The following is a 17470-nucleotide window of genomic DNA, read 5'->3' as shown; positions in this document are numbered from 1 at the left end:
CATTGCCAGCGATTTGCGCACGCGAAATATGTCCGATTCGGCAGCGGCACGAAATTAGGTTAATTTCGTTAAGGAATCGCCCTGAGCCGTCCCGGCTCGCGGATTCGGAGAGCTGTTTGATGCGTTCCGGCGTCCTTGCCGTCCTTCTCCTGGCCAGTGCCACGATCCTTCCCGCCATTCCCGCCACCGCGCAGGTCGCCGCATCGGACACGATGCAGGCGGCGCCCTCGTCGCTGCGCAACGGGCAATGGGCCTGGTATGAGGAACCCCAGCTGATCAAGGCGAGCACCAACGACTGGGATCCGGTCTCGATCGTGGTCAGCATCCCGGACCAGCGCGCGTACATCTATCGCGGCGGCCATCTGGTCGGCGCCAGCACCGTGTCGACCGGATCGGACGGGCACGAGACGCCGGTCGGCGCCTTCACCATCCTGCAGAAGAAGGTCTTCCACCGTTCGAACCTCTATTCGAACGCGCCCATGCCCTTCATGCAGCGGCTGACCTGGGACGGGATCGCGCTCCATGCCGGGCGCCTGCCGGGCTATCCCGCATCGCACGGCTGCATCCGCTTCCCCGCCGCCTTCGCCAAGCAGCTCTATGCGCTGACCGAGCTCGGCGGCGACGTGATGGTCACCGACGAGCCAGTGCTCGACCCCGTGCGTGCGGTGCCGCCGACGCCGCTGCTGATGGCCGATGCCCGCAACCTGGGCGGCGAGGCGTTCAACATGGTCACCATGCCGGGCACCGCCCCGCGCCTGCGGATCCAGCCGGCGAGCTGGACAACGGGCCCGGCCCGCGAGATCGTCCAGCCGCTGCCGCGTCGCGGCTCGAAATAAATTCTGTAATGCGCGCGACGCTTTGGATCGGCTAAGCGCGATTCCATGACGATGTCCTTCGAAGATGCCGCCAACGCCCTGGTCGAGGTCGGCCGCCGGCTCGATGCGCGCGGCTGGGCCCCTGCCACCGCCGGCAACTATTCCGTCCGCCTCGATGACGGCAGCATCGCCGTCACCGTGTCCGGCTGGCACAAGGGGCGGCTGACTCCCGCAGGCATCATGCGCGTCGATCTGGAAGGGAAGCCGCTCACCCCGGGCAAGCCCTCGGCCGAGACCGATCTGCATTTGTCGATCTACCGGCTGTTCCCGAACGTCGGCGCCGTCCTGCACGGCCATTCGCCCGAGGCCGTGGGCATGAGCCGCGCCGCCGCCGATGCCAGCGAATGGGTGTTCGCCGGGCACGAGATGCTCAAGGTCTTCCCGGGCAACACCACGCACGAGGCCGAGATCCGCCTGCCGATCGTCGACAACAGCCAGGACATGGCGGTGATCGAGGAGGCGATCCGTCCCGCCTTGCTGGCGCCGAACGCCGCGCCGGCCTATCTTATCCGCAGCCACGGGCTCTATGCCTGGGGCAAGGACCTGGCCGAGGCCGAGCGCGTGCTCGAGGGCACCGAATGGCTGATCGCCGCCGAACTGGCCGAAAGGGCATGGAAACGATGACCCATCTGAGGATCTTCGACGAGGCCGGCGGGGCGCCGACTACCGACACGCGCGACGCGGCCGAGATCGCCGCCGCGCTCCAGCCCATCGGCGTGCGCTTCGAGCAATGGCCCTCGCGTCCGCTCGCCAGCGATGCCGGACAGGACGAGGTGCTGCAGGCCTTCGCCCCCGAGGTCGAGCGCCTGAAGGCCGAGAACGGCTATCAGTCGGTCGACGTCATCCGCATGGTCCCCGATCACCCGGAGAAGGCGAACCTGCGCACCAAGTTCCTCTCCGAGCATCGCCATTCGGAGGACGAGGTCCGCTTCTTCGTCGAAGGCGAGGGGCTGTTCACTCTGCGCGAAGGCGAGAAGATCTACGCCGTGCTGTGCGAGGAGGGCGACCTGATCTCGGTTCCTGCCGGCACCCGCCACTGGTTCGACATGGGACCCTCTCCCAGGTTCACCGCGATCCGCCTGTTCACCAATGCGGACGGCTGGATCGCCAACTTCACCGGCGACCCGATCGCGGACCGGTTCCCGCGGCACGAGCCTGAAGCCGTCTGACAAATAGCCGTCACCCCCGCGAAAGCGGGGCCCCATCTCCTGCACTTTCGGCGCAAACAACGGGTGTGTTGAGGGACAGTCCGGGAGATGGGTCCCCGCTTTCGCGGGGATGACGATAGGAAGAGCATGACCCACACCCCACCCAAAGCCATCCTCCTCGACATCGAAGGCACGACGAGCAGCATCAGCTTCGTCGCCGACGAGCTGTTTCCCTATGCCCGCAAGCATCTGGCGGCCTTCGTCGAAGCGAACCCGGAAGTCGCCGCGCCGATCCTCGCCGAAGTGCCGGGCGAGGATCCGGTCGCCACGCTGATCCAGTGGATCGACGAGGACCGCAAGGCGACCCCGCTCAAGACGCTCCAGGGCCTGATCTGGGCCCAGGGCTATGCCGATGGCGAGCTCAAGGGGCATGTCTATCCTGACACGCCCGAGGCGCTGCGCCGCTGGACCGGTGCCGGGCTTCAGGTGAACATCTATTCCTCGGGCTCGATCGCGGCCCAGAAGCTGATCTTCGGCCATTCGATCGCCGGCGACCTCACGCCGCTGCTCAGCCACTATTTCGATACCACCACCGGCCCCAAGCGCGAGGCGGATTCCTATACGAAGATCGCCGATGCGCTCGGCCTCGCGCCGTCCGGGCTGCTCTTCGTCTCGGACATGCCGGCCGAGGTCGATGCCGCCCGCGAGGCGGGGCTCCAGGCGCTGCTGATCGATCGCGCCGGCGGCCCGGCCGACGTCCATACTCTCGCGGAAGTCCTCCCATGATCCTCGAAGGCAAGCCCACGCGCTCGATCCGCCGCACCGAAGACGGCAAGGGCGCGGTCATCCTCGACCAGCGCCAGCTGCCCTGGGAAATCCGCTGGGTAGAGTTGCGTGACGTCGATGCCGCTGCGGTCGCGATCCGCGAGATGTGGACGCGCGGCGCCCCGATGATCGGCGCCACCGCGGCCTATGGCTATGCGATGGCGCTGGCGGTCGATCCGGGCGACGCCAGCCTCCAGGCGGCCTATGACAAGCTCCACGAGACGCGCCCGACCGCGATCAACCTGCGCTGGGCGCTCGACGAAGTCCGCGTCGCGGTGAAGGACCTGCCCGAGGCGGAACGTGCCGAGGCCGCCTTTGCCCGCGCCGATGCGATCTGCGACGAGGATGCCGGGCTCTGCCGTTCGATCGGCGAGCATGGCTTGGAACTGTTCAAGGCGCTGCATGCGAAGAACCCGGACCGGCCGCTCAACATCCTCACCCATTGCAATGCCGGCTGGCTCGCGACGGTCGACTATGGCACCGCCACCGCGCCGATCTATCTCGCGCATGATGCGGGGATTCCGGTCCATGTCTGGGTCGACGAGACCCGTCCGCGCAACCAGGGGGCGCTGCTCACGGCCTTCGAGCTGCGCAACCATGGCGTTCCGCACACGGTGATCGCCGACAATGCCGGCGGCCTGCTGATGATGAAGGGGCAGGTGGACGCAGTGGTGGTCGGCACCGATCGCGTCACCCGCAACGGCGATGTCTGCAACAAGATCGGCACGTACCTGAAGGCGCTCGCCGCGCGCGATAACGACGTGCCCTTCTATGTCGCGCTGCCCTACACGACCTTCGATCCCAATACCGAAAGCGGTGCCGACATCCCCATCGAGGAACGCAGCGCCGACGAGCTGACCCGGTTGACCGGGCCGCTGGCAAGCGGGGAAATCGGCACTGTCCGGGTAACCGATTCCCCCGCCGCCAATCCAGCATTCGACGTGACGCCCGCACGCCTGGTGACGGGTTACATCACCGAGCGCGGGGTGCTGGACCGGATCTGAGGGATATCAGCGGCTCTCCAGTCGCTTCCTGGCCAGGCCAATCCCTCGTCACCCCAGCCTTGTGCCGGGGTGACGGTTGGTTGTTGGCGAGCCCGCTCAGCGCGGCTCGGTCTTCACCGTCGTGGTGGTGGTGGTCGACGCCGCCGGGCGCGTGACTGTCGTGGTGGTCTTGCGCACCGGCTTCTTCACGACCTTGCGCGTGGTGGTACGCGCCGAGGAATAGGTGCGCGCCGGCTGGGTCGTGGTGGTCTCGATCGTGGTCGCGACCGGCTGGGCCGCCGCGGCACGTGCCGCCGCCGCATCCGCCGCGGCCGACTGGGCTGCCTGGGCCGCCGCATCCGCACGGGCATTGGCCGCCGCCGCATCGCTCTGTGCGGTCACCGCCGCGTCCTGGGCGGCCTCGCGCTGGCTGGCCTCGGCTGCCGCATTGGCCGAGGCATTGGCCGCCGCGACCTGCGCATCACGGCGCGCGTCGCGTTCGGCGGCGATCGCGTCGCCCTTGTTGCGCTCGGCTTCGGCCAGTGCCTGGTCGGCCAGGCCCGAGGCGCGGCGCGCCTCGTTGATCGTCGAATCGCGATGGTCGCGTGCCAGCTGGTCCTTGGCGACGCGCAGTGCCTCCTGGGCCTTGGCCATGGAATCGGTGGCATAGGTTTCCGCGCCCGCGGTCTGCGCCGCTTCCACCTTGGCGGTGGCCTCCGCGACGGCGGTGCGCGCGCGGTCGATACGGCTCTGGGCAAGCGACGGGGTCGCGACGAGCAGCGCGGTCACGGCGGCGCCGCGCATCAGCAGCTTCATGTTACGCATGGTACAACTCCAGTTTGTCCCGCGGCCGGCGAACGTGCCGGAAACGAGCCGAGTTGCGCCTTGCGCGGTGAAGCGGACTTTTACGTCGGTGAAATGCCGCGCGCCCGAGTCGTTCGATCAGCCGGCCAATCGACCGCGCGCTTCGGCGATTCGGGTGATCGCGGCGTCGAGCGTCGCGTCCTCCTTGACGAAGCAGAAGCGCAGGACGTTGGTCACCGCGTCCTCGGCGTAAAAGGCCGAGACCGGGATCGAGGCGACGCCCGCCTCGTCGATCAGCTTGTTGGCGAAGCTGACATCGTCGAGGCTGATGCCCGATGCGGTGAGGTCGACCGAGAGGAAATAGGTCGCTGCACTCGGCAGCACCGCGAAGCCCGCGCCTTCGAGCCCGGCGCGGAGCCGGTCGCGGCCATGCTGGAAGCGATGGCGCGCCTCCTGCACCCAGGCGTCCTGTGTTGCGAGCCCTTCGGCCACTGCCCATTGCAGGTTGGGCGGGGTGGTGAAGGTGAGGAACTGGTGCGCCTTGGAGATCACCCGGGCGAGGGCAGGGGCGGCGCAGATCCAGCCGACCTTGAAGCCGGTCAGCGCGAAGATCTTGCCGGCCGATCCGATCTTCACGGTGCGCTCGCGCATGCCGGGGAAGCCGATCAGCGGAAGGTGGCGCGCGCCGTCGAAGGTGACATGCTCCCAGACCTCGTCGCAGATCGCGGTCAGATCGTGGCTGACGCAGAAGTCCGCCAGCATCGCCAGCTCGTCCGCGCCGCACATCGTCGCGGCAGGATTGAGCGGGTTGTTGAGCAGCAGCACCCTGGTCTTGCTGGAGACCGCGGCCTCGAGCGCCGCCTTGTCGATCTTCCATTCGGGCGGGCTCAGCCGCACGAATTTGGGCACGCCGCCGGCCTGGCGGATCAGCGGCACATAGGCGTCGTAGAGCGGCTGGAAGCAGATCACCTCGTCGCCGGGGCTGACACAGGCGAAGATCGCCGCGGCCAGCGCCTCGGTCGCGCCCGAGGTGACCACCACTTCCTCGGCGGCGAGGTTGAGCGCCTGGTGGCGCGCATAATGGTCGGCCACCGCGCCGCGCAGCTCGGGCAGGCCGATCATCGGTGGATACTGGTTCGACTTCTCGAGCACCGCCTTTGCTGCGGCCTGCAGAACTGCCTCGGGCCCGCGCCCGTCGGCAAAGCCCTGGCCCAGGTTGATCGCCCCGGTCTCGCGGGCGCGGGCGGACATGGCTTCGAAGATGGTGGTGCCCATCCGGGCGTAGAGCGGGTTCATGGAGCAAGCTTGTGGCGGCTTGCATCTTGGGGTGCAACCGCCGCATTAGGCCGGCGTTCAGGCTTGCATCAATAAAGGAAGATCATGAGCAAGACCCCGCCCAAGCCGCAGGAAGCCCGGTCGCCCTATCCGATCGAGGAAGCGCCGCACGACCATCACGAGGGCAGCGAGGCGCTCCAAGCGGTGAAGGACATCGCCGAGGCCAAGAAGCGCTGGAAGCCCGATGCCAAGCAGATCGGCATGGGCGCCGCGATCGGCATCGGATCGGCCGCGATCGTCGCCGGCCTGCTCTACTGGCGCGGCGGCAAGAAGTAATCTCTTTCCCGCGGTGCGTCCCGCTGGCCGGGGCGTCCGTCCTGGCGTCTATCGCGCCGCCACGACCGATGCGCGGATATGGAAGAGGTTGCTCTCCACCTCGTCCATCTGGACCGGGCCCTGCATCCGGTATCCGTCCGCCGCGACTACCTTCGCCAGCCCGCCGAGCAGCATCTCCTGCCGCCTGGCGAGGAATTCCTCTCCGGTCGGCGGCGGGATCGTCGCGGTGACTGCGCAGCCGCGCGTGTCGCAGCTGAAATCCACCTTCTCGAGCAGGGGATAGGCCTGGCGGACATGCGCGATCACCTTGTCCGGCATGACCGGCGCATTGCCCGGCACGATGACGGCAGGCGCCGGCGCATCGCGCGCCGTGACCACCGGTGCGGCGGTGACGACCACGCCCTCGGCGGGCGGCTTGCTCCCGCTCTCGGCACTGCCCTGGACGAACCAGAGCCCCGCCAGGGCGAGCAGGCCCGCGCCGCCCAGCGCGAGCATCGACAACTTCATTCCCATGGGCACCTCGACGGGTTCCACCCCGCGCCGCCGGGGGTTGAGGGCGGCGCGAGGCGGAGAGGATCAGCAGATGGTCGAGCCGGCCGGGCAGCCCGGCGAGTTCGCGCCCGAGTCGGTGTTCGGATCGAACCCCGGCGTGATGCTGCCGTTGACGGTGGCAGCGAGGACGCCCGAGAAGCGGGGGTCCTTGTTGTCGAAATTGCCGCTGCCGAAATTATAGTTGGAGATGGCGTTGCGGACGCTGGCCGAGGGATAGCCGTTCCAACTGATCAGCGGCTGGATCAGCCACTGGCCGGTGCCGTTCTCGGGCGGCTCGTCGCCATTGTCGGTCTTCGAGAAGCGCCACAGGTGCGAGAAGCCCCAGGTCTCGTAGTGATAGACCATCTTCACGTGCTGGCCGGTCGAATCGCTCTGGAAGCGCAGCTGGCCGCCGCTGGTCGCGCGGGTTTCCCAGTTGCCGTGGTCGCCGCGGGTGACGCCGACTACGCTGCTGTTGGTACCCTGGTCGGTGGTCCAGACGATCACCGATTCCCAGTCATAGGCGTGCGAGAAATCGGACTGCCAGAAATAGCTGTAGACGCGGGCGCAATAGCCGTTGTTGCAGCGCGCCCGGACATAGACGTTGCTGGTCGTGCGATAGCTGGCCTGGCGGCACGACGCCGGCGGCTTCGTCGCGTAGGTCGAGGCACCCGCGCTGATCGCGCCCGAGGCGTTGACGGCGGGAACGTTGAAGCAGACGTCGGTGTCGAAATCGATCGCCGGCTGGAAGCGCTTGTCGAGCGCAGTGGCCAGTTCCGGCAGCGGCGCAACCGGCGCCGGCCAGCCCTGTGCCTGGGCGGAATGCGGCGACAGCATCGCGAGCGCCCCGAAGGTCGCGACCGCCATCATTTGAATTTGGCTCTTCATATAATCTCCCAATGCAAGACAATGTGGAGTCAAGTCGCGCCAGTTCGTTTCCGCAATTAGTATTGCGGATGTATTGTTTGGTAATATTTATAACGAATCGCGCATTATTTAATTCGCGCGTTACTGTGAAACTATTGTTGCAGTATTTAAGTTGATATCTTCGTAACGATATTATTCATGATCTTCAGGCGCTATTGCGCGCGCCGGGGCGTTTCCACGGCCCATGCGTGCACACGCCCTCAGAAGGGAGACGGGAGATCGCGAATATCAGGACAAAGATTTTTTGCGGCCGGAGCGGCAGGTCAGCTGCTCGACATTGCGCCGCGATACACCGGGTCCTCGAGCGCCCGCCCGGCGCCGTTGGCGACGCACATCAGGGCATTCTCCGCGACCATGACGGGCAATCCGGTTGCCTTGGACAGGACATCGTCGAGATTCGCGAGCAGGCTGCCGCCGCCGGTCATCACGATGCCCTGGTCATAGATGTCGGAGGCCAGCTCCGGCTCGGTCTTCTCCAGCGCGGAGTGCACCGCCTCGACGATCTGGGCGGTGAGGTCGGCAAGGGCATTGGCGATCTCGCCCTGGTTCACCTCGACCTCGGAGGGCATGCCCTTCACCAGATCGCGCCCCCGGACCTTGGTCGTCAGGCCGATGCCGTCCTCGGGAAGCTGGGCGGTGCCGATCTCGACCTTTATCCGCTCCGCGGTGGCTTCGCCGACCATGAGATTGTGCTTGCGGCGGATCGCGGAGGCGATCGCCTCGTCCATGCGGTCGCCGCCAACGCGGATCGAGGCGCTGTACGCCAGGCCCTTGAGCGACAGGACGGCGACCTCGGTCGTGCCCCCGCCGATGTCCACGACCATGACGCCGAGCGGCTCGGTGATCGGCAGGCCGGCACCGATGGCCGCGGCCATGGATTCCTCGATCAGATAGACCTTGCCGGCGCCGGCATTGGTGGCGGCCTGCTGGATGGCGCGCCGCTCCACCTGGGTCGCGCTGCTGGGAATGCTGACCGCGATCTCCGGGCGGCGGCCGATCCGCATCGGGCGGCCACCGACCTTGTCGATGAAATATTTGATCATCTGCTCCGCCACCTCGACGTCGGCGATCACGCCGTCGCGCATCGGGCGGATCGTGCGGACGTTGTCGGGCGTCTTCCCGAGCATCAGCTTCGCCTCGGCGCCGACTGCCCGGACCCTTGAGATGCCGCCGGTGGTTTCCATCGCTACCACCGATGGTTCGCTGAGGACGATGCCTCGGTCGCGCAGATAGATGACTGTGTTTACCGTGCCGAGGTCGATCGCGAGGTCGTGGGAGCCGCCCGAGAAAAAGCGAGGAAATTGCATCAAGTTCAATCTGTTGGGATCGCGTGCGCTGCGCAGGATTGCGGAGCGCGATATCGATCGCGCGGGCCGCTGCGGTGGGCTGGTGCCGGGGAGGGGTCAAGCCGCTATCGGCTGGAATGACCCGTTGCAGCGCCGATGTGAGCGCGAACGCGCGCCGGAGCTTATGCAAGGCGCTTCCAACAAAATTGGCGCGCCCGGCTGGATTCGAACCAGCGACCACGAGCTTAGAAGGCACGTGCTCTATCCAACTGAGCTACGGGCGCGCGCCGGATGCCCCTAGCGTGGATTGCGCGGCAGCGGAACCGGGATCATAGATGCTGCATGAGCGAGGGGAACGGGAAGCCGGCGCAGGTCGCCGCGAACACGCTGCGCGGCGGGCATTTCCGCTATTACGACTTCGTGATGGCCGCCTTCGTGGCGATCATCCTGCTGTCGAACGTGCTCGGCGCGGGCAAGGTTTCGCAGGTCTGGCTGCCGATCTACAACGACTATTGGCCATTCGGCGCCGGCATTCTGTTCTTCCCCGTCTCCTATGTGATCGGCGACGTGCTGACCGAGGTCTACGGCTATGCCCGCGCCCGCCGGGTGATCTGGGCTGGCACCGGCGCGGTGCTGTTCATGGCGCTGATGGCCTGGGTGGTGGTCAAGCTGCCGCCCGCGCCGAGCTGGGGCAACCAGGCCGCCTATGAGACGATCTTCGGCCAGGTGCCGCGCATCGTCCTCGCCTCGGTCTGCGCCTTCTGGGCCGGCGAGTTCGTCAACTCCTATGTCCTCGCCCGGATGAAGCTGTGGACCGGCGGCAAGATGCTGTGGACCCGCACCATCGGCTCGACGATCGCGGGCGAAGGGGTCGACAGCCTTATCTTCTACCCGCTCGCATTCCTCTGGGCCGAAGGCTGGACCACCACGCTGGTCATCCAGGTGCTCTTCACGCAATGGGCGCTCAAGGTCGCCTGGGAAGTGATCCTCACGCCGGTCACCTATCTCGTCGTCGGCTTCCTCAAGCGCCGCGAGGGCGTTGACGTGTTCGATGAGGGCACGGACTTCACGCCCTTCGCCACCCGGGTGTGAGGCGGTGAGCCCGCTGCAGTCGGCCAAGTTCTGGCTGATCCAGCATGTCGGGCTCGCCAAGGATGCGCTCCACATCTATGTCGGGCTCACCCTGTTCCTGGGCGCGGCGCTGGTCTTTCGCTGGCCGCTGCGGAGCTGGAAGCCGCTGGGTGTAGCGCTTGTCGCGGCGCTGCTCGGCGAGGTCTGGGACCTGCGCGACAGCCTGGTCTATCACACCCGCATCGATCTCTGGGGCAATTGGCACGACATCTGGAACACGATGTTCTGGCCAGTTGTGCTGCTGCTCCTTGCCCGCACCACCAGGCTCTTCGGCCGCGACACCTGCGAATACCCGAAGGAGTAAGCTGACGCGCGCCGACAACGCTGGCATCATTTCCCGCGAATTCTCCAGGAGGGCAGCATGACCGCGACGACGGAAGAGACTTTCGGCAGCACGGGGCACGTCAACATCTTCTTCCGTTCCTGGCTGCCCGAGGGCGAGCCGCGCGCGGTGGTGGTGATCTGCCACGGGGTGAACTCGCATGGCGGCCAGCATGAATGGACGGCCCAGCGCTTCGTCGAGAAGGGCTATGCCGCCTATGCGCTCGATCTGCGCGGGCGCGGCCGCTCGGAAGGCGAGCGCTTCTATGTCGAGAGCGTCTCCGACTATGTCGACGATGTCGCCGGCACGATCGCCATCGCCAAGTCGCGCCATCCGGGGCTCAAGGTCTTCCTGCTCGGCCATAGCGCCGGCGGCGTCACCTCCTGCACCTACACGCTCGACAATCAGCACGAGCTCGCCGGCTTCATCTGCGAGAGCTTCGCCTTCCAGGTGCCGGCACCCGGCTTCGCGCTGGCGGCGATCAAGGGGCTCAGCCACATTGCGCCGCATCTCGGCGTGCTCAAGCTGAAGAACGAGGATTTCTCGCGCGATCCCGAATGGGTCGCGAAGCTCAACGCCGATCCGTACATCAAGGACGAGGTGCAGCCGGCCGCCACCGTGGCTGCGCTGGTCCGCGCCGATGAGCGGATGCGCAAGGAGTTCGACACGATCACAATCCCGGTGATGATCCTGCACGGCACCGAGGATCACGCCACTGTCTGCCATGGCAGCGAATTCTTTTACGAGCATGTCGGGTCGAGCGACAAAACGCTGAAGATCTATAAAGGCCATTATCATGACTTGCTTGCCGACCTCGGCAAGGAAAGTGTGATGGCCGATATTCTGCAATGGGTTGAAGCGCGAACGTAACGAAAAGACTTTTGCGTAATTTACGTACTTGCGAAATATAACCTAAGTTACTTCGAAGATATTTGGCAGGTCTGTGATTCTCCGGTGCTGGGCACTCTATAATGCTCCGAGCAGCAACATTTCGTTGCAGGTTCTGAGAGAATGCCCATGCACTGGTTCGTCGCTAACGCACCTATCCGCCGGAAGCTGCTCGTAGCGTTCGGCTCGATGACGGCGCTCGTCGCGCTCACGCCGCTGACCCTGTTGTTGTTTCCGACGCTCGCTCTGGCCGTCGGCATCGCCGCCGCCGTGGCGGCCGCCGGCCTCAGCGTCTGGTATCGCAAGGCCATTGCCGACCCCTATGTCACCACCGTGGTGCGCATGGAGGCGCTCGCCGCCGGCGATCTCGCCAGCCCGATCCAGTTCACCGAATATCGGGACTGTGTCGGCCGGTTGACCAAGGCGATGTTCACCTTCCGCGATACCGCTGCCGCGCAGATCAAGCAGAACGAGGAAGCCGAGCATCACGGCGAGATCGTCCGCGGCATGACCGGCAATCTGGAACGCCTCGCCAAGGGCGACCTGACCGCCGACATCGTCGAGGAATATCCGGCGACCTATGCGAAGCTGCGCGAGAATTTCAACGCTGCGCTCGCGTCGCTGCGCACCCTGCTCGGCGCCGTTACCGAAAGCACCTCGGCGATCCGCAACGGATCGGGCGAGATCGCCCAGGCGTCGGAAAGCCTGGCGCGCCGCACCGAGGCGAATGCCGCGAGCCTCGAGCAGACCACTGCCGCGATCAGCCAGATGGACCAGCGCCTCAAGGCTACCGCAGAGGCCGCCGGCCGCACCGTCGCCCGCGCCGATGGCGCCACCGCGACCGTCTCGGGCGGCCGCCAGGTCGTCGATGAGGCGGTGCAGGCGATGAACCGGGTCAATGACAGCGCCAAGGGCATCGACAGCGTCATCGAAGGGCTCGACAAGATCGCCTTCCAGACGCGCGTCCTCGCGATGAACGCTGCCGTTGAAGCGGGGCGTGCGGGCGAGGCGGGCAGGGGCTTCGCGGTTGTTGCCGATCTCGTCTCCGCGCTCGCGATGCGCGCCGAGGAAGAGGCCGGGCGTGCCCGCGAGCAGCTCACCGCCACCCAGGTCGATATCGTCGCTGCGGTGGAGATGGTCGAGAAGGTCGATGGCGCGCTCGCCCATATCGCCGAAGAGGTGAGCGGCGTGCACAATTTGCTCAACCAGATGGCGGCCGACAACCAGGCCCAGTCGACGGCAGTCAGCGAGATCAGCAGCGCGATCGGCGTGATGGACCAGTCGACCCAGCAGAATGCAGCGATGGTCGAGGAGACTTCGGCCGCCGCGCGCAACCTCACCGTCGAGGTCGCCACGCTCGCCGAGCAGGCGGCGCGTTTTCAGGTGACGGGCGGCGGCCGGCCGATCTCCTTCCCGGCGCCGGGGCTGTCCGCATCGAACGGCGCATTCGCCAGTGCGGTTCACTGAGCGGCTGGTTACGATATATTCTAGATTCGTCACGGAGCAGGGCGGTCGCGGTTCTCTCGCGGCCGCTCTTCTTCGTCTCGTGAGGAAGGTTGCGGTGGTGACGCACGTTTCGATTCGGCGTGAGAACCTATTTGGATAGCTCTAGTTCGCCAGGGCCCCGCAGCACGCTTCCGAAGTGATGCTCCCAAAGCCGTGCGCCGAGATCCGCACTGCGGTCGAGCGACGAGCCGACGCTGAGCCATTGCAGCAGGGTGGGGTGCAGCCCCGCGTCGAACAGCATGAAGCCCGCCGCCAGACAGCAGGTGTCCGCCTGGATGCCGCAGACATACACGCGCTCCGTCTTTCGATCGCGCAGATGGTCGATCAATTCGGCCGGCGGAAGATAGCCGTGCTTCACGAAGATGCGGTCGGCCGCGACCAGGCTCTCGTCGTCGGGTGCGGGTTTCCAGCCGAGCTGGCGCTCGAACGGCGTCACCGACTCATCGTGCCGCTCGACCGTCGCCACGGTGTAGAGGGGCCGGCTCAGCGCGCGTATGCCCTCGACGATCGCGTCCGGCACGGCAAAGCTCGGCTGGACGTCGACGACCAGCAGGGCAATTCCGGGAAGGGTAGGACGTCCGGCTAGCAGCGGCCCCGGCACGCCGGCCTCAGGCCACCGCTTCGAGCAGGCCCTCGAACAGGCGGCGGCCGTCGGTGCCGCCATGCGCGGCTTCGATGCGGCGCTCGGGGTGCGGCATCATGCCCAGCACATTGCCGGCCTTGTTGAGCACGCCGGCGATGTTGCGGGCCGAGCCGTTGATGTCGGCGGCGTAGCGGAAGGCGACGCGGCCTTCGCCTTCGATCCGGTCGAGCGTCTCGGCATCGGCGAAGTAATTGCCGTCATGATGCGCGACTGGGACGGTGATCTGCTCGCCCGAGCGATAGGCCGAAGTGAAGATCGACTGCGAATTGTCGACCGTCAGCGGCACATCGCGGCAAACGAAGTTGAGGCCCGAGTTGCGCATCAGCGCGCCGGGCAGCAGCCCGGTCTCAGTGAGGACCTGGAAGCCGTTGCAGATGCCGATCACCGGCGTGCCCTTGTCGGCCGCCTCGATCACGGCGCGGACGACCGGCGATCGCGCAGCGATCGCGCCGCAACGGAGGTAGTCGCCATAGGAGAAACCGCCGGGCAGGGCGATCAGGCCGAGGCCGGTGGGCAGCTCGCTCTCGCCATGCCACACCATCGCGGGCTTCACGCCCGTCACCGCCTCCAGCGCGACTGCGATGTCGCGATCGCAGTTGGAACCCGGAAAGACGATGACCGCGGTCTTCACAGCTTTTCCACCCGGTAGTTTTCGATGACGGTGTTGGCGAGCAGCTTGCGGCACATCTCGTCGATGGCCTCGTCGCTGGTGCCGTCTGCGAGCTCGAGCTCGAAGATCTTGCCGGCGCGGACGTCTTCAACGCCGTCAAAGCCGAGGCCGCCCAAAGCGTGCTGGATGGCCTTGCCCTGGGGGTCGAGCACGCCGTTCTTCAAGGTGACGATGATGCGGAGCTTCATGGGCAGCGCCTATGGCGCGGAGTGCGCCGGGCTGCAACCCAAAGCGCGTCATTTTCCATGCCTAAATGCGCGTCATCCCGGCGAAAGCCGGGATCTAAGGCGACGGCGCTCGGAAAGAGCCGCACGAGATCCCGGCTTTCGCCGGGATGACGGTATTGGTTTGGTGATGGGGCGAGGAGCTTACTTGCCCCGGCGCTTCCGGTGGCTCTCGAGGTCCAGCACCGCCGAATCCTCGCCTTCCGGGAACAGGCCAAGCCGGCGCGCGACTTCCTGATAGGCTTCGACTTCGCCGCCCAGGTCGCGGCGGAACCGGTCCTTGTCGAGCTTCTCGCCGGTGGTCATGTCCCACAGGCGGCAGCCGTCCGGGCTGATCTCGTCGGCCAGGATGATGCGCGAGTAGTCATTGTCCCAGATCCGGCCGAACTCGAGCTTGAAGTCGACCAAGCGGATGCCGATGCCGGCGAACAGGCCCGAAAGGAAGTCGTTCACGCGAATGGCCATGTCGGCCATGTCGTGCAGTTCCTCCTGGCTTGCCCAGCCGAAGCACAGGATGTGCTCGTCGGTGACCAGCGGGTCGCCCAGCGCGTCGTCCTTGTAGTAATATTCGACGATCGTGCGGGGCAGCGGGGTGCCTTCCTCGATCCCGAGCTTCTTCGCGAGGCTGCCGGCGACGACGTTGCGCACCACGACCTCGATCGGCACGATCTCGACCTGGCGGATCAGCTGCTCGCGCATGTTGAGGCGGCGGATGAAGTGAGTCGGGATGCCGATGCCGGCGAGCAGCGTGAAGACGTGCTCGGAGATCCGGTTGTTGAGGACGCCCTTGCCGTTGATCGTGCCCTTTTTCTGGGCATTGAAGGCGGTCGCGTCGTCCTTGAAATACTGGATCAGCGTGCCGGGTTCGGGACCCTCGTAGAGGATCTTTGCCTTACCTTCGTAGATCTGCCGGCGGCGTGCCATCGGGTGCTTTTTCCCCTGGAAAGTCATTGCCCCGGCGGCACGGGGAATCCGCGCACGTGCCGGGGCGAGAGGCGGCCTATAACGAAAGGGGGGCTGAGGCGCAATCACACATCCTCGTTAACGGGCCCCAATCCGGCGCGGCGCCACTGCCGCAGCCATGGGCGTGCCGCGAACAATGCCAGCCCGGCCAGCAGCGCCCAGGGGCCGAGGAAGATCACGAGCAGCAGCAGCGTCTGCCCAACGCCCAGCACCGCCGCGCCCGATTGCGCCACGGCGTCGCTCAGCCGGCCGAGAAAGCCCTGCGGCGTCGGCGCCTGCACCGGCGCGGTTACCGGGACATAGCTGACCGAGAAGTTGGAATAGGCCACGCGGCCGCGCAGCTCGCCCAGCCATCCCCTGGCCTGGTCGAGCTCCTCCTGCGCCTGGGCGACGCTGCGCTCGGCCTCGACCAGCTCGCCCACCTTGCCCTGGCGCCCGCGCAGCATGTCCGTGAGCCGGGCGACGAGGATCTCGCGCTGGCGGAGGCGGGCGTCGGTGTCGACCAGGTCGCGCGAGACGTCTTCCGCCGAGATCTGCGTGTCGACCGCGCGGCCGCCTGCCTTGCCGACCAACTGGGTCAGGTCGCCGGCAAAGGCCTGGCCGAGCGGGCTCGCCACGCGCAGCTTGAGGAAGGCGCTGGTCGCGCCGTCGTCATTGGCGGCGCGCTGCATCGCGACCAGCTGGCAGCGCGGGCCCAGCCGGTTGCACAGGTCGAGATGCGCCTGTTGCGCCCCGGCGATCGCGGCGGCGGGCAGGCGATAGGCGAGGGTGAAGTTATACGCGAGCTGCGGCACGCTGATCGGGATCGCTGCGGCGCCGGTCGTGGAATCGCCGGGCGGCGATACGGAGTTGCGGACCGACGACGCATAGGACCTGGCGATGTCGCTCTTGGGCATGGCCGGGGGCGCCGTGGTCAGCAATGACGGCGTCTGGACGTCATAGGTCGCGAGCTTCTGCCCGTCGCGGAACTGAGTGGAGCCGATCAGCGCCACGCACGTCCCCAGCACCAGCACTCCGGCCATGCCGCCGCTCGCCAGCAGCATCCAGCGCTTCGGCTTCACCATCGCATCTCTCCCTTTGTTTATAGATGTTATAACATCACATAACCAAGGCAAAAAGCAAGCGGGGAAGCGCATGCTGTCCCCGCTTGCCGAAATGCAGTGCTGCAACGCGCGCCGATCAGCGCGCGTGCTCGTCTTCCTCGTCGCGCGAGAACCAGCGCTGGATCAGGTTGCGATTGTCGCCGCGCCCGCGCTGGTCGCGGCCGTCATGCGTGCTCTCATAGCCCTCGTCGTGGCGCGGCTCGACATCGGGTCCCACGGCGCGGCCATGGATGATCCAACGCAGCAGCAGCACCACCGCGAGCATCAGCAGGCACCAGGGCCCGATGCTCGCCAGCAGCTGGACGAGCTGGGCGACCGAATTCTCCAGCGTCTGCCCGGCGGTGCGGAAATTCGCCTCGGACGAGCCGAGGCCGCTCAGCGCGCTGCTTGATTCATAAGTGAACAGCATCGGCGCATTGGCCAGGGTCTGGCCCTGGCTCGCCTCCACCTCGGCGATCACCGACAGCGCATTCTGCAGGCGCGCGGCACGGGCCTGGCCGTCGGGCGAGGTGCTGGCGCGGGCGTTCTGGAGCTGGTCCTGCAGCCGCTTCACCACCGCGACGCTGCGTGCGGTAGCGGTCGAGTCCGCGCCGGTGATCTCGGTGTCGACCAGCACGCCGTCCGATCCGGTCACGTTCTTGGTCACCGCGTCGCCGAAGGCGCGTGCGATCGACGGATCGATGCGGATGGTCAGCACCGCGCGGGTCTTGTTGCCGTCATCGACGCGGTAGCGCATCGAAAGGATGCGGCAGCGCGCCGGGCCGATCCGGTCGCAGGCATCGGCATTGGACTGGAGCACGCCCTTCACCCGGCTGCCCGGCAGCCGATAGGCATAGCGATAGTCGAAGCCTGTGCCGGTCGAGGCGAAGGCCTCGGCATTGGCTGCCGAAGCGAATTCGGACTTGTCCTTGCCGTCCGCGGGGCGATCGATACCATCGCATCCCGCGAGCAGCGCAAGCGCCGCCAATGCCCAAACGACTCGCATGGGTTCCTCCCTGTTCCTTGACCAAGGAGTAACCATATTTTGTGA

21 protein-coding genes and 1 tRNA gene are annotated in these 17470 nt (G+C 66.5%); 10 read left to right on the top strand and 12 right to left on the bottom strand.

Annotated elements, in window-relative coordinates; genetic code table 11:
• Positions 1-119: 119 nt before the first annotated feature.
• The 5 genes from J2W22_RS17545 (at position 120) to mtnA (ending at position 3852) form a co-directional block, all read left to right on the top strand.
• The gene (locus J2W22_RS17545) at positions 120-836 is read left to right on the top strand and encodes a L,D-transpeptidase family protein (protein ID WP_307119510.1); all 717 of its coding nucleotides are present in this window, start codon (positions 120-122) and stop codon (positions 834-836) included.
• Positions 837-881: 45 nt separating this feature from the next.
• The gene (locus J2W22_RS17540; protein ID WP_307119509.1) at positions 882-1499 is read left to right on the top strand and encodes a methylthioribulose 1-phosphate dehydratase; all 618 of its coding nucleotides are present in this window, start codon (positions 882-884) and stop codon (positions 1497-1499) included.
• The gene (locus J2W22_RS17535; protein ID WP_307119508.1) at positions 1496-2044 is read left to right on the top strand and encodes a 1,2-dihydroxy-3-keto-5-methylthiopentene dioxygenase; all 549 of its coding nucleotides are present in this window, start codon (positions 1496-1498) and stop codon (positions 2042-2044) included. The genes J2W22_RS17540 and J2W22_RS17535 overlap by 4 nt, the downstream gene beginning before the upstream one ends.
• Positions 2045-2170: 126 nt before the next feature.
• A complete protein-coding gene (gene mtnC, locus J2W22_RS17530) occupies positions 2171-2809 on the top strand; it encodes an acireductone synthase (protein WP_307119507.1) in 639 nt (212 codons plus the stop codon).
• Positions 2806-3852 carry an S-methyl-5-thioribose-1-phosphate isomerase gene (mtnA, locus tag J2W22_RS17525; protein WP_307119506.1) on the top strand — a complete coding sequence of 349 codons (1047 nt, stop codon included), beginning with the start codon at positions 2806-2808 and terminating at the stop codon, positions 3850-3852. Before mtnC ends, mtnA begins: the two co-directional genes overlap by 4 nt.
• A 96-nt stretch (positions 3853-3948) precedes the next feature.
• Here the strand turns inward: mtnA and J2W22_RS17520 are convergent, their stop codons facing one another.
• Together J2W22_RS17520 and J2W22_RS17515 are read right to left on the bottom strand one after the other, a co-directional pair.
• A complete protein-coding gene (locus J2W22_RS17520) occupies positions 3949-4656 on the bottom strand; it encodes a hypothetical protein (protein WP_307119505.1) in 708 nt (235 codons plus the stop codon).
• Positions 4657-4773: 117 nt separating this feature from the next.
• On the bottom strand, positions 4774-5931 hold the full coding sequence (locus J2W22_RS17515) for an aminotransferase (protein ID WP_307119504.1): 1158 nt from the start codon (positions 5929-5931) through the stop codon (positions 4774-4776).
• Between the two features lie 84 nt (positions 5932-6015).
• On the opposite strand from J2W22_RS17515, the gene J2W22_RS17510 reads away from it, so the two are divergent.
• Positions 6016-6246, top strand: coding sequence for a hypothetical protein (locus J2W22_RS17510; RefSeq protein WP_307119503.1), 231 nt, complete (start codon positions 6016-6018; stop codon positions 6244-6246).
• A 48-nt stretch (positions 6247-6294) separates the two neighbouring features.
• On the opposite strand, the gene J2W22_RS17505 is transcribed toward J2W22_RS17510, so the two are convergent.
• The 4 genes from J2W22_RS17505 to J2W22_RS17490 form a co-directional block, all read right to left on the bottom strand.
• Positions 6295-6759, bottom strand: coding sequence for a hypothetical protein (locus J2W22_RS17505; protein WP_307119502.1), 465 nt, complete (start codon positions 6757-6759; stop codon positions 6295-6297).
• A 63-nt stretch (positions 6760-6822) separates the two neighbouring features.
• Positions 6823-7665, bottom strand: coding sequence for an NPP1 family protein (locus J2W22_RS17500; RefSeq protein ID WP_307119501.1), 843 nt, complete (start codon positions 7663-7665; stop codon positions 6823-6825).
• A 302-nt stretch (positions 7666-7967) separates the two neighbouring features.
• The gene (locus J2W22_RS17495; protein WP_307119500.1) at positions 7968-9011 is read right to left on the bottom strand and encodes a rod shape-determining protein; all 1044 of its coding nucleotides are present in this window, start codon (positions 9009-9011) and stop codon (positions 7968-7970) included.
• Between the two features lie 186 nt (positions 9012-9197).
• A tRNA-Arg gene (locus J2W22_RS17490) sits at positions 9198-9274 on the bottom strand.
• Positions 9275-9332: 58 nt separating this feature from the next.
• Between J2W22_RS17490 and J2W22_RS17485 the strand changes: the two genes are divergently transcribed.
• The 4 genes from J2W22_RS17485 (at position 9333) to J2W22_RS17470 (ending at position 12798) form a co-directional block, all read left to right on the top strand.
• On the top strand, positions 9333-10082 hold the full coding sequence (locus J2W22_RS17485) for a queuosine precursor transporter (RefSeq protein ID WP_307119499.1): 750 nt from the start codon (positions 9333-9335) through the stop codon (positions 10080-10082).
• 4 nt (positions 10083-10086) lie between these two features.
• Positions 10087-10425 carry a hypothetical protein gene (locus tag J2W22_RS17480; RefSeq protein ID WP_307119498.1) on the top strand — a complete coding sequence of 113 codons (339 nt, stop codon included), beginning with the start codon at positions 10087-10089 and terminating at the stop codon, positions 10423-10425.
• 57 nt (positions 10426-10482) lie between these two features.
• Complete coding sequence (locus tag J2W22_RS17475) at positions 10483-11313, top strand: alpha/beta hydrolase (RefSeq protein WP_307119497.1); 831 nt, start codon at positions 10483-10485, stop codon at positions 11311-11313.
• A 147-nt stretch (positions 11314-11460) separates the two neighbouring features.
• Positions 11461-12798 carry a methyl-accepting chemotaxis protein gene (locus tag J2W22_RS17470; RefSeq protein WP_307119496.1) on the top strand — a complete coding sequence of 446 codons (1338 nt, stop codon included), beginning with the start codon at positions 11461-11463 and terminating at the stop codon, positions 12796-12798.
• A gap of 127 nt (positions 12799-12925) precedes the next feature.
• Here J2W22_RS17470 and J2W22_RS17465 read toward each other — a convergent pair whose 3' ends face one another.
• The 6 genes from J2W22_RS17465 to J2W22_RS17440 all read right to left on the bottom strand — a co-directional run bounded on the left by J2W22_RS17465 (position 12926) and on the right by J2W22_RS17440 (position 17425).
• Complete coding sequence (locus J2W22_RS17465) at positions 12926-13438, bottom strand: cysteine hydrolase family protein (RefSeq protein WP_307119495.1); 513 nt, start codon at positions 13436-13438, stop codon at positions 12926-12928.
• Positions 13439-13445: 7 nt separating this feature from the next.
• Positions 13446-14111, bottom strand: coding sequence for a phosphoribosylformylglycinamidine synthase subunit PurQ (gene purQ, locus J2W22_RS17460; protein WP_307119494.1), 666 nt, complete (start codon positions 14109-14111; stop codon positions 13446-13448).
• Complete coding sequence (purS, locus tag J2W22_RS17455; protein WP_307119493.1) at positions 14108-14338, bottom strand: phosphoribosylformylglycinamidine synthase subunit PurS; 231 nt, start codon at positions 14336-14338, stop codon at positions 14108-14110. The genes purQ and purS overlap by 4 nt, the downstream gene beginning before the upstream one ends.
• A gap of 180 nt (positions 14339-14518) precedes the next feature.
• On the bottom strand, positions 14519-15298 hold the full coding sequence (gene purC, locus J2W22_RS17450) for a phosphoribosylaminoimidazolesuccinocarboxamide synthase (RefSeq protein ID WP_183996436.1): 780 nt from the start codon (positions 15296-15298) through the stop codon (positions 14519-14521).
• A gap of 104 nt (positions 15299-15402) precedes the next feature.
• A complete protein-coding gene (locus J2W22_RS17445) occupies positions 15403-16401 on the bottom strand; it encodes a DUF4349 domain-containing protein (protein ID WP_307119492.1) in 999 nt (332 codons plus the stop codon).
• A gap of 115 nt (positions 16402-16516) precedes the next feature.
• Positions 16517-17425 (bottom strand): hypothetical protein, encoded by a 909-nt coding sequence (locus J2W22_RS17440; RefSeq protein ID WP_307119491.1) that lies wholly within the window; start codon positions 17423-17425, stop codon positions 16517-16519.
• Between the last annotated feature and the right edge of the window lie 45 nt (positions 17426-17470).

It is taken from the genome of Sphingomonas kyeonggiensis (assembly GCF_030812785.1).
Lineage (GTDB): Bacteria > Pseudomonadota > Alphaproteobacteria > Sphingomonadales > Sphingomonadaceae > Sphingomonas > Sphingomonas kyeonggiensis_B.
This window is presented reverse-complemented; position numbering and strand designations above follow the sequence as displayed.

Coding starts and splice junctions, on each gene's coding strand:
- purS (WP_307119493.1), bottom strand. CDS start 14,338: ATGAAGCTCCGCATCATCGTCACCTTGAAGAACGGCGTGCTCGACCCC.
- J2W22_RS17535 (WP_307119508.1), top strand. CDS start 1,496: ATGACCCATCTGAGGATCTTCGACGAGGCCGGCGGGGCGCCGACTACC.
- mtnA (WP_307119506.1), top strand. CDS start 2,806: ATGATCCTCGAAGGCAAGCCCACGCGCTCGATCCGCCGCACCGAAGAC.
- J2W22_RS17440 (WP_307119491.1), bottom strand. CDS start 17,425: ATGCGAGTCGTTTGGGCATTGGCGGCGCTTGCGCTGCTCGCGGGATGC.
- J2W22_RS17515 (WP_307119504.1), bottom strand. CDS start 5,931: ATGAACCCGCTCTACGCCCGGATGGGCACCACCATCTTCGAAGCCATG.
- J2W22_RS17505 (WP_307119502.1), bottom strand. CDS start 6,759: ATGGGAATGAAGTTGTCGATGCTCGCGCTGGGCGGCGCGGGCCTGCTC.
- J2W22_RS17475 (WP_307119497.1), top strand. CDS start 10,483: ATGACCGCGACGACGGAAGAGACTTTCGGCAGCACGGGGCACGTCAAC.
- J2W22_RS17510 (WP_307119503.1), top strand. CDS start 6,016: ATGAGCAAGACCCCGCCCAAGCCGCAGGAAGCCCGGTCGCCCTATCCG.
- J2W22_RS17495 (WP_307119500.1), bottom strand. CDS start 9,011: ATGCAATTTCCTCGCTTTTTCTCGGGCGGCTCCCACGACCTCGCGATC.
- mtnC (WP_307119507.1), top strand. CDS start 2,171: ATGACCCACACCCCACCCAAAGCCATCCTCCTCGACATCGAAGGCACG.
- J2W22_RS17470 (WP_307119496.1), top strand. CDS start 11,461: ATGCACTGGTTCGTCGCTAACGCACCTATCCGCCGGAAGCTGCTCGTA.
- J2W22_RS17520 (WP_307119505.1), bottom strand. CDS start 4,656: ATGCGTAACATGAAGCTGCTGATGCGCGGCGCCGCCGTGACCGCGCTG.
- J2W22_RS17445 (WP_307119492.1), bottom strand. CDS start 16,401: ATGGTGAAGCCGAAGCGCTGGATGCTGCTGGCGAGCGGCGGCATGGCC.
- J2W22_RS17485 (WP_307119499.1), top strand. CDS start 9,333: ATGAGCGAGGGGAACGGGAAGCCGGCGCAGGTCGCCGCGAACACGCTG.
- J2W22_RS17500 (WP_307119501.1), bottom strand. CDS start 7,665: ATGAAGAGCCAAATTCAAATGATGGCGGTCGCGACCTTCGGGGCGCTC.
- J2W22_RS17545 (WP_307119510.1), top strand. CDS start 120: ATGCGTTCCGGCGTCCTTGCCGTCCTTCTCCTGGCCAGTGCCACGATC.
- J2W22_RS17540 (WP_307119509.1), top strand. CDS start 882: ATGACGATGTCCTTCGAAGATGCCGCCAACGCCCTGGTCGAGGTCGGC.
- purC (WP_183996436.1), bottom strand. CDS start 15,298: ATGGCACGCCGCCGGCAGATCTACGAAGGTAAGGCAAAGATCCTCTAC.